This is a genomic window from Puniceispirillum sp. (SeqCode), from assembly GCF_965657105.1.
In the GTDB taxonomy this organism is placed as follows: Bacteria; Pseudomonadota; Alphaproteobacteria; order Puniceispirillales; family Puniceispirillaceae; genus Puniceispirillum.
Genome location: NZ_CBFHNB010000073.1, coordinates 1 through 9,045 on the forward strand (window position 1 = coordinate 1; position 9,045 = coordinate 9,045).

Annotated in this window: 7 protein-coding genes and 1 tRNA gene; 4 read left to right on the forward strand and 4 right to left on the reverse strand. The window is 49.7% G+C overall.

The window, feature by feature from the left end; all coding sequences use genetic code 11:
• Nucleotides 1-135: 135 nt before the first annotated feature.
• On the reverse strand, nucleotides 136-1,260 hold the full coding sequence (locus tag ACTF7Q_RS09455) for a PQQ-dependent sugar dehydrogenase (RefSeq protein WP_438997598.1): 1,125 nt from the start codon (nucleotides 1,258-1,260) through the stop codon (nucleotides 136-138).
• A 44-nt stretch (nucleotides 1,261-1,304) separates the two neighbouring features.
• Complete coding sequence (gene leuA / locus ACTF7Q_RS09460; RefSeq protein WP_438997592.1) at nucleotides 1,305-2,978, reverse strand: 2-isopropylmalate synthase; 1,674 nt, start codon at nucleotides 2,976-2,978, stop codon at nucleotides 1,305-1,307.
• Nucleotides 2,979-3,260: 282 nt separating this feature from the next.
• Between leuA and lepA the strand changes: the two genes are divergently transcribed.
• A complete protein-coding gene (gene lepA / locus ACTF7Q_RS09465) occupies nucleotides 3,261-5,063 on the forward strand; it encodes a translation elongation factor 4 (RefSeq protein WP_438997593.1) in 1,803 nt (600 codons plus the stop codon).
• 58 nt (nucleotides 5,064-5,121) lie between these two features.
• On the opposite strand, the gene ACTF7Q_RS09470 is transcribed toward lepA, so the two are convergent.
• Nucleotides 5,122-5,490, reverse strand: a complete 369-nt coding sequence (locus tag ACTF7Q_RS09470) for a hypothetical protein (protein ID WP_438997594.1) — start codon at nucleotides 5,488-5,490, stop codon at nucleotides 5,122-5,124.
• 152 nt (nucleotides 5,491-5,642) lie between these two features.
• On the opposite strand from ACTF7Q_RS09470, the gene ACTF7Q_RS09475 reads away from it, so the two are divergent.
• Nucleotides 5,643-5,732 (forward strand) — tRNA-Ser (locus ACTF7Q_RS09475).
• 451 nt (nucleotides 5,733-6,183) lie between these two features.
• A complete protein-coding gene (locus ACTF7Q_RS09480) occupies nucleotides 6,184-6,444 on the forward strand; it encodes a hypothetical protein (RefSeq protein ID WP_438997595.1) in 261 nt (86 codons plus the stop codon).
• Between the two features lie 615 nt (nucleotides 6,445-7,059).
• Here the strand turns inward: ACTF7Q_RS09480 and ACTF7Q_RS09485 are convergent.
• Nucleotides 7,060-8,268, reverse strand: a complete 1,209-nt coding sequence (locus tag ACTF7Q_RS09485; protein WP_438997596.1) for an AGE family epimerase/isomerase — start codon at nucleotides 8,266-8,268, stop codon at nucleotides 7,060-7,062.
• A 154-nt stretch (nucleotides 8,269-8,422) separates the two neighbouring features.
• Here ACTF7Q_RS09485 and ACTF7Q_RS09490 point away from each other — a divergent pair.
• Nucleotides 8,423-9,045: LacI family DNA-binding transcriptional regulator (locus ACTF7Q_RS09490; RefSeq protein WP_438997597.1), on the forward strand; the 623-nt coding region annotated here is incomplete at its 3' end.

Consider the following 9,045-nt stretch of genomic DNA (forward strand, 5'->3'; position numbering starts at 1 on the left):
ACATGGGAATCCCAGACGATATGTTTCCGGTGCCAAGTAATGACACCTTGCAATGGGCAATGGCACCGATGGATTTTGTCTAGGGCATTGTAAATATCTGCCCAGATATGCCTCTTGCAATCGCTTTATGCGGCCTTAGCGGCTGATGCGCCACACCCCGCCACTGGCCTCGTCATTAAGCAGCAAAATGCTGCCATCAGGCGCGACCGCGACATCACGCACCCGGCCTATGGCACGATCCATCACGACCTGTTCATCCCGCGGCGAGCCGTCCGATAGGCGCACCAGCCATAATTGCCTGAATTTTAATGAACCGACCAGCAAATGTCCTTGCATATCGGCAAACATGGTGGCGTCTTGTGGGTAAAATGCCATGCCCGACGGAGCAATTGACGGGTCCCACACCCATTTAGGATCAGCGTAGCCAGCGCGGGTTTTTTGCTTGCTGACCTGTCTTCCGGTTGCATATTCGCGCCCGTGGCTGACGGTGGGCCAGCCGTAATTAGTGCCGCCGGCGAATGGCTCTCCGGTAATCCGGTTGATCTCATCGCCGCCACGCGGCCCATGCTCATGCGTCCAGATATCGCCCGTGTCCGGATGGACAGCCATGCCTTGCGGGTTGCGGTGACCGATTGACCAGATCTCTGGCAACCAGTTGTCAAATTTTGGGCTGTCAATTTTGGTGTCATCACCCTTTGGGTTATTGGTGGGGATGCGCCCATCGGGGTGGATCCTGATAATGCTGCCCGCATGGACTGCCGCGTCCTGAGCATTATTACGATCACCGCGATCACCCAGGCTGGCAAATAGATAGCCAGCCTGCTGGCCAGTCCGGGGAATGGCCATGCGACAGCCAAAATGATGCCCTGAACGGGTTGGTCGATTGGCGGTGAAAATGGTCGTGCGGTCAATCAGATTACGGCGCTGTGTATCGAGGCGCGCCCGGTCGATTGCCGTTGATGAGCCACCATCCAACACAGCCGAATAGCAAAGATATATCCATTCCCCATCAACCAGCACATCAAGCAGACCACCCTGACGTTTGTGATAGACATCTGGCATATTGCCAATCTGGTGGGCATTGCCGGTAGCCAGATTGATCCGGAACAGATTGCCCCGCCGTTCGGTCACCAAGATCGTGTCATCATTCAGGAAATCCATGCCCCACGGATGTTGTAATACGGGGCCGATTTTGCTGAGATTCGGATGGTCGGCCATTGCGGAAACAGGAAAAGCCACCATGCCCAAAAAAAGGGCCACACTCAACAGCGCGGCCCGTTTTATAAAATACATCATTATCGGCTCTACAACTTGTTCAGCGCGCTGATTACCGCGCGGATCGGTGCCATAGTGATTGAGGTATCAATGCCAACGCCGAATATCGAGCGCGTGTGATCACCATCTTCCACTACCAATTCAACATAGGCGGCGGCTTCGGCTTTTGACGTGGCCGAGCGCGTGTTCTGGCCAAAATCGGCAAGCCGGAATGACAGGTCAAAACCGCTTCGCATCGCCTCAACAAAGGCTGAAATAGGGCCATTGCCAACCGCGCTGACAGTGACATCTTTACCATCATGCCGGATTGTCGCCGTGACACGCTCGCCATCGCCCGAACGGCTGGCTTTGGCAACATCAAAGCTGACCAGTTCAAATCGCCCCGCCGGAATGATATAATGTGCCTCGGCCAGTTCCCAGATGCGCTGGCTGGTGATTTCCTTGCCGGTGGTGTCGGCCTCACGCTGGACAATGCCGGAAAATTCAACCTCGGCAGCGCGCGGCAGGCGCACATGATGATCCGCCTCAAGCAGATAGGCCGCCCCAGCTTTGCCCGATTGTGAATTGACGCGGATGATCGCCTCAAAGGTACGGCCAATATCGCCCGGATCAATCGGCAGATAAGGCACTTCCCAAATGCTTTCATTGGCGTTCATAAGGGCATCCATGCCTTTGCGGATGGCGTCTTGATGACTGCCGGAAAAGGCCGTATGCACCAGCTTTCCAGCATAGGGATGGCGTTCCGGTACAGCCAGCTGATTACAAAATTCGGCGGTTTCAACAAGCTCGTTAATATCGGAAAAATCGAGGGTCGGATCGACGCCCTGGGTAAACATATTCAAACCCAGCGTGATAATATCAACATTGCCAGTGCGTTCGCCATTGCCAAATAACGTGCCTTCGACGCGGTCAGCCCCCGCCATCAATCCCAATTCGGTAGCGGCCACAGCACAGCCCCGATCATTATGCGGATGCAATGACAGAATGACAGCATCACGATTGGAAAAATGACGGCTCATCCATTCGATCTGGTCAGCATAAATATTCGGCGTTGACATTTCGACGGTGGCAGGCAGATTGATGATTGTTGGGTTTTCGGCTGTTGGTTGCCAGACATCCATGACGGCTTCGCAGACATCCAGCGCATAATCCAGCTCGGTGCCGGTAAAACTTTCGGGGCTATATTGCAGACGCAGATTATCCGCCCCGCATTTTGAAATGCGGTCAGCCACCATTTTGGCACCATCAACAGCGATTTGTTTAACGCCATCGCGATCCGCCTTGAACACAACACGGCGTTGCAAGGTCGAGGTTGAGTTATATAGATGCAAAATGGCATTGGGGGCACCATCCAGACTTTCAATCGTGCGATCAATCAGATGCTCACGTGCTTGGGTCAGCACCTGAATTGTTACATCATCAGGCACATGGCCGCCTTCGATCAATTCGCGCAGGAAATTAAAATCCGTATCCGAGGCAGACGGAAAGCCAACTTCGATTTCCTTGAAACCCATCTGGACAAGGATCTTGAACATGCGCATTTTGCGGGCAGCATCCATCGGCTCGATGAGTGCCTGATTACCGTCGCGTAGATCAACCGAGCACCATATAGGTGCGGTGTTTATACGTGTCGAAGGCCATGTCCGATCAATCAGATCGGGCCCCTCGTACGGACGGTATTTTTCAAAACCCATGCTAGGCATTGCTGTTTCCTATCCTTAATTGGTTTTTTCTTTTCATATAAACGCACTTAGCCGCTTTTATGAATTACAATTCATGTATTTACGTTATTATATTACCATCGAAAAGGCCACAACAGACAAATTTTTGGATACATTTTCTGGCAAATTTTCAGGCACGTGTTCAACATTGATTTGGCCATATCGTCACAGATTGACAATTTTGGTCATATTAGGGCGGTATAAACGGCAAAATTGGTGTATAGCAATCAAGCACACAACCAGCGCCCCATAGGCAAGTGACATATGACAGACATAGACCAGATCCGAAATTTTTCGATTATCGCGCATATCGACCACGGCAAATCAACCATTGCCGACCGTTTGATTCAGGCCTGTGGCGGCCTGTCTGATCGGGAGATGAAGGATCAGGTGCTTGATAATATGGATATTGAGCGTGAACGGGGCATTACAATTAAGGCGCAGACGGTGCGGCTTAATTATCAAGCCAAAGATGGCAAGGATTATGTGCTTAATCTAATGGATACGCCAGGCCATGTCGATTTTGGCTATGAGGTGTCGCGTTCGCTTTCGGCCTGTGAAGGATCGCTTTTGGTGGTTGATGCCAGCCAAGGGGTTGAGGCGCAAACATTGGCCAATGTCTATCAGGCGATTGAGGCCGATCACGAAATCGTGCCGGTATTGAACAAGATCGACCTGCCTGCTGCCGAACCAGATCGCGTAAAAGCACAGATCGAAGAGGTGATCGGTTTGCCTGCTGATGATGCGATTGCGGCCAGCGCCAAGACGGGCGAAGGTATTAACGATATTCTCGAAGCCTTGGTGACCAAGCTGCCAGCCCCGCAAGGTGATCGGACGGCGCCGCTAAAAGCATTGCTGGTTGATAGCTGGTATGATGCCTATCTGGGCGTGATGACATTGGTGCGGGTGCATGATGGCGTCATGAAAAAGGGCATGAAAATACGCATGATGGCATCAGGCGCAACACATGTAATTGAACGTGTTGGCACCTTTTTACCAAAACCAACGTCGGTTGACGAATTGGGGCCAGGCGAAATTGGCTTTATCAATGCGGGTGTAAAAACCGTTTCGGACGCTAAGGTCGGTGACACAATTACCGATGAACGACGCCTATGTGACGAGGCTTTGCCAGGCTTTGCTCCGTCAGTGCCAGTGGTATTCTGCGGCTTGTTTCCTGTTGATACCAACGATTTTTCAGGCCTGCGCGAGGCATTGGAAAGACTATCGCTAAATGATGCGTCTTTCTCGTTTGAAGCGGAAACATCTGCCGCGCTTGGCTTTGGATTCCGGTGTGGGTTTTTAGGCCTGTTGCATATGGAAGTGATCCGTGACCGTCTGACCCGCGAATTCAATCTTGACCTGATTTCGACCGCACCTTCGGTGGTTTATCAGATGCATTTGACCGATGGAAAACGCTTTGATCTTCATAATCCGGCAGATATGCCAGAAGTGACCAGAATTAGCGAGATTGAAGAGCCGTGGATCAAAGCCACCATCATGACACCTGATGAATTTCTGGGGCCGGTTCTGACCTTATGTACTGAGCGTCGGGGCGAGCAGATTGACCTAACCTATGCAGGCAATCGCGCAATGGCAGTATATCGCTTGCCGCTGAACGAAGTTGTCTTCGATTTTTATGACAGGCTTAAATCCATCACCAAAGGCTATGCCAGCTTTGATTATGCCATCGATAGCTATCGTCCGGGTGAGTTGGTGAAAGTATCTATTCTTGTTAATGGCGATCCGGTTGACGCCTTGTCGATGATTGTGCATCGCGATCAAGCCGAAGGTAAAGGCCGTGCGATTTGTATTAGGTTGAAAGATCTGGTGCCACGTCAGATGTTCAAGGTGGCATTACAGGCGGCAATTGGAGGCAAGGTTATCGCCCGTGAAACGATTGCTGCCTTACGCAAAGACGTGACGGCCAAATGCTATGGCGGGGATATCACGCGCAAGAAAAAGCTGTTGGAAAAGCAGAAAGAAGGCAAAAAGAAAATGCGGCAATTCGGCAAAGTCGATATCCCGCAAACGGCCTTTTTTGAAGCGCTGAAAATGGGTGATAATTAGGCTATATGAACGGGCTGGCCTCTGCTAGGCCGCCCCATCACGATGCGCTGTTACTATGCTATGCCCCGTCACGTTGTAAGGCGCGTTTAGACGCGCGACGCGATGATCGCCTGCCAGCAAGGCGCGTAAAGCTTCCGAATATCAGCGTACATATAATAAAAATCAAGGCCGCAGGCCAGCCAAGCAAGCTGGCGATCATTGGGTGCCATAGGAATGGTTCGCAATTAAGCGCGACGATCAAACCACATGGGTCTATATAGCGGCTAATGATGGCTTCACCAACCTGCAGGGAAACGCTGTGATGTTCGAACCAAAACTGGCCTAGCACGATGCTTGGGCTGGCATCGTTGGTTATATCCAGCCAGATAACATATAACGCTAATAGGCCGAACAAAGCGGCAATGATCTTTAAGAAAATTCCTATCATTCACTTATCCTTATCATTTCCCCATAGTGGCGATTGCGGGCACCAGTCACAAGCCAAAAGTGCAAAAATGGTAAAATTGATTAGAGGGCATGATTTAGAGAATGACGACTGGTTTACATGCGGGGGTGAGCCTGTTAATTTGCCGCTATTGCGGAGGGGTGGCCGAGTGGCTTAAGGCGCACGCTTGGAAAGCGTGTTGAGGGTAACACTTCACCGGGGTTCGAATCCCCGTCCCTCCGCCAGCCCCATGCGATCTTCCATGAGAAAATGACCGCGCAAAGCGTATGTCAAAAAAGCATGCACGGTCTCACTCGTGACCCTATGAAGTGCTATAAACGGGATGAAGTGGGAGGAGAATAAATTAATAAAAACAACACTTATCCCACTCATCCCACCACATTTGAAATTTTTTTCAAAAAACTTTTTCCTGTGGAAAACACTATATGCACGTCACTTTCTCAAAAATAATCCTTGCATGTATGGGACTACAAATGACTGTCTGATTACTTCGAGCCGACAAAGTCCTTAACAATCTAAGGGCGTCTTATGCCAGCAACAAAACTCGACAAAAGCCTTGATGAGATAAAGCCAATAGTTCCAAGATCCGAGAGCCGGGAACCGTGATCCTCTGGCCATAGATCACTAGTTAATGTTAGCTTTTGTTATTCTTAATCAATTATGGCAGGTTAAAAGATGCAATTTATAGCTGTACCATCATTAGTAATTATAGTTTGCTTAGGTGCATGCGCTCTCCAAGACCGCTCACTTTTAACAAAGGCAGGAGACGAATTGCTAGATTGTAAGGCTTTACAAGTAGAGATGGATTTTGCAGTAAACCTTGGTGAGGACGCGCCTGCACGTCGCCGTCATATCAAAGCTCTTCAAGAAAAGAACCAGTGCTTATCTAAACCTAAAGTTTCAGTGTCATTTGGTTTTTCAAAGAGCTTTAATTGACAGGTATAAGACTGTTAAACTGGCAAATAATCAACTAAACCCCGGTCTGAGGCGCAACGCCCAACCCAATTTAGGCCCCGGGTACCTTACCTCTACCGCAAACGCGGAATTTACTATCTCCAGAAGTGCATCCCAAAGCCGCTTATCCCAAAATACGGACAATAAATTCTCCAGCGGTCGCTTCATACAACTAACCAAGCTGACGAAGTTAGGCTTTCCAGTTCCATTGTTGCTTCACTTGAGCGTGAATGGCAGCCTTTGCTTTTCGATATACCAGATACAGGTGCCTCCGCTTTTGATCACCTGACATCAGACAAACATTACGAGCCGCTGTTAACGGAAGCAATGCAACTTTATCTAAAAGATGGCGGGGAAGATCTGGTTTTCAGAAAAGCCAAGCTTTTTGAACTTTGATATGAATTGTTGTGTAATAGGGGGTAAAGAAATTTACCAGCATCGGTCATCAGGTTATGAAGCCTCATGCACTTAACTTAACAACGTTGACTTGATTTAAGCCTCAGTAAAAGAGTTAATTATGCGCATATGTTTGATGTTTCCTGGGGGGCAAAAAATAGCCACATGACACTGCAATATAGTATCGCCCTCACATTTTATTCATTCAGGGTCAGTTGTCATAACGCCCAGCACATCCCAGCATGCTCCCATTGTGTGATAATCAACTTTGCCAGCTGGCGATTTATATGGCTCGATCCATTTGCCCTCACGGCTGGTTATGCGGAACCACGCGCCGTATTTATGGTCGATCAAATGATCCCATGACCAGGCCCATAGACGGTTATAATCATCGCGGTAACGGTTGTCGCCTGTACGATCATAAAGGCGCCATGCAGTTGCGATAGCTTCGGCCTGAACCCAAAAATATTTATGCGCATCGGCAAAGCTACCATCCGGTGCATAGCCATAAACCAGTCCGCCATATTCTGTATCCCAGCCATTATCAAAAGCCTTGTGATAGAGCGAGGTCGCGGTTTCAAGGTGCCAGTCAGCTGGATTATGGGCGTCAATCTGCAATAGCAACTTTGCCCATTCAACCTGATGACCGGGCTGGAATCCCCAAGGTTTGAACAGATCGTCTGGCTTGTCGATATTATAATCCCAATCCGGCGCCCAATTGGTGTTGTAATGCTCCCATATCTGGCCATCCCCAAGCGCCGCCAAATCGATCGTGAATTTATGCGCAACATTATCGGCGCGGTCGAGATAGCGCTGGTCTCCGGTGGCCTCATAGGCGGCGATTAACGCCTCGACCATATGCATATTTGCGTTTTGCCCGCGATAGCTGGACAGGGTGGTAAGGGTGTCATCATATTCATCGGCATAGGCATTGTGGGCTGGCTCAAAGAAATTCTCCTCGAGAAAATCCCAAACATCACTGATCATTTCTGCCGCGCCAGCGATCTTTAGGTGACTCGCCGATGCCGCCGCCAGCATTACAAATGCGTGACCATAGGCCATCGCTCGGCCATCTTCGATTTGCGCACCGCTACGTTGCCACAGATAATGCCCGTGCGGGCTCAAATGATGAGTTTTCAGATAGCGCAATCCATGCGCCGCCCTTTCCGCATAATGTGGTTTATTGGTCTGGATAAAGGCGTTTGCATAATTAAAGACAAAGCGTGCCGAACTCACCAGATGACGGGTGTCGGCATCGTATATTGAGCCATCATCACGGAAGTGGTGAAAAAAACCGCCAGTTGGATCAAAGGCTACCGGTTCATAAAATGAAATAATATCAGAAACATGCTGACGCAGGAACGCAGCGGATTCAAAATCTGGCTTTGGTGGAATTTCAACAGATTGCATATTTTGTCATGTCCGAATTTGGTGTGAATTGGCCACATTATCACCGAGGTGGCGGATAAAAGGCAAAGTTTTCTCATCATATAAAACTAATTTGCTTGATTCCGAAAGCGCTTTCGGAATAGCGTTTTGTATTAGGCTATATTTTGGAGCAGCGATGCAACGCGTTAGTTTGAAATTCCTGGCGAAACAACTATCCCTTACCGAGGGTACTGTGTCGCGCGCGCTCAACGGATATTCCGACATTAGCCAAGGAACAGTCGAGCGGGTTCGCGCCGCTGCGGAAAAATATAATTATCGTGCAAACCATAATGCGCGACGACTTGCAACCGGCGTTGCAGAGACCGTTGCCTATATGATGCCACCCGGCTCAGGCGCCATTTCCGAACCGTTTGTTGCACATTTGCTAGAAGGAATTGGCCAATCGCTGGCAACCCGTGGCTGGGATTTGCTGTTGGTGCAAGTGCCGTCTGCCGAGCAGGAAGCCGAGGCTATCCGTAAATTGGTAACAAGTGGCAAGGTCAGCGGTCTGGTGCTCTCGCGCCCCTATAAAAAGGATGCGCGGATAGAGCTGTTAAAGAAAATGAATTTTCCCTTCATCGTGCACGGTCGGTCGGTCAATCACGATGATTACGCATGGTATGATGTCGATAGTGAGACCGCCTTTGTTACGGCTGTTGATCACCTCGTCATGCTTGGCCATCGACGCATCAGTTTCGTTGGCGCCCCCACTTATTATAATTTTGCGCAGATGCGTTTGGACGGATACAAAAAGGGTCT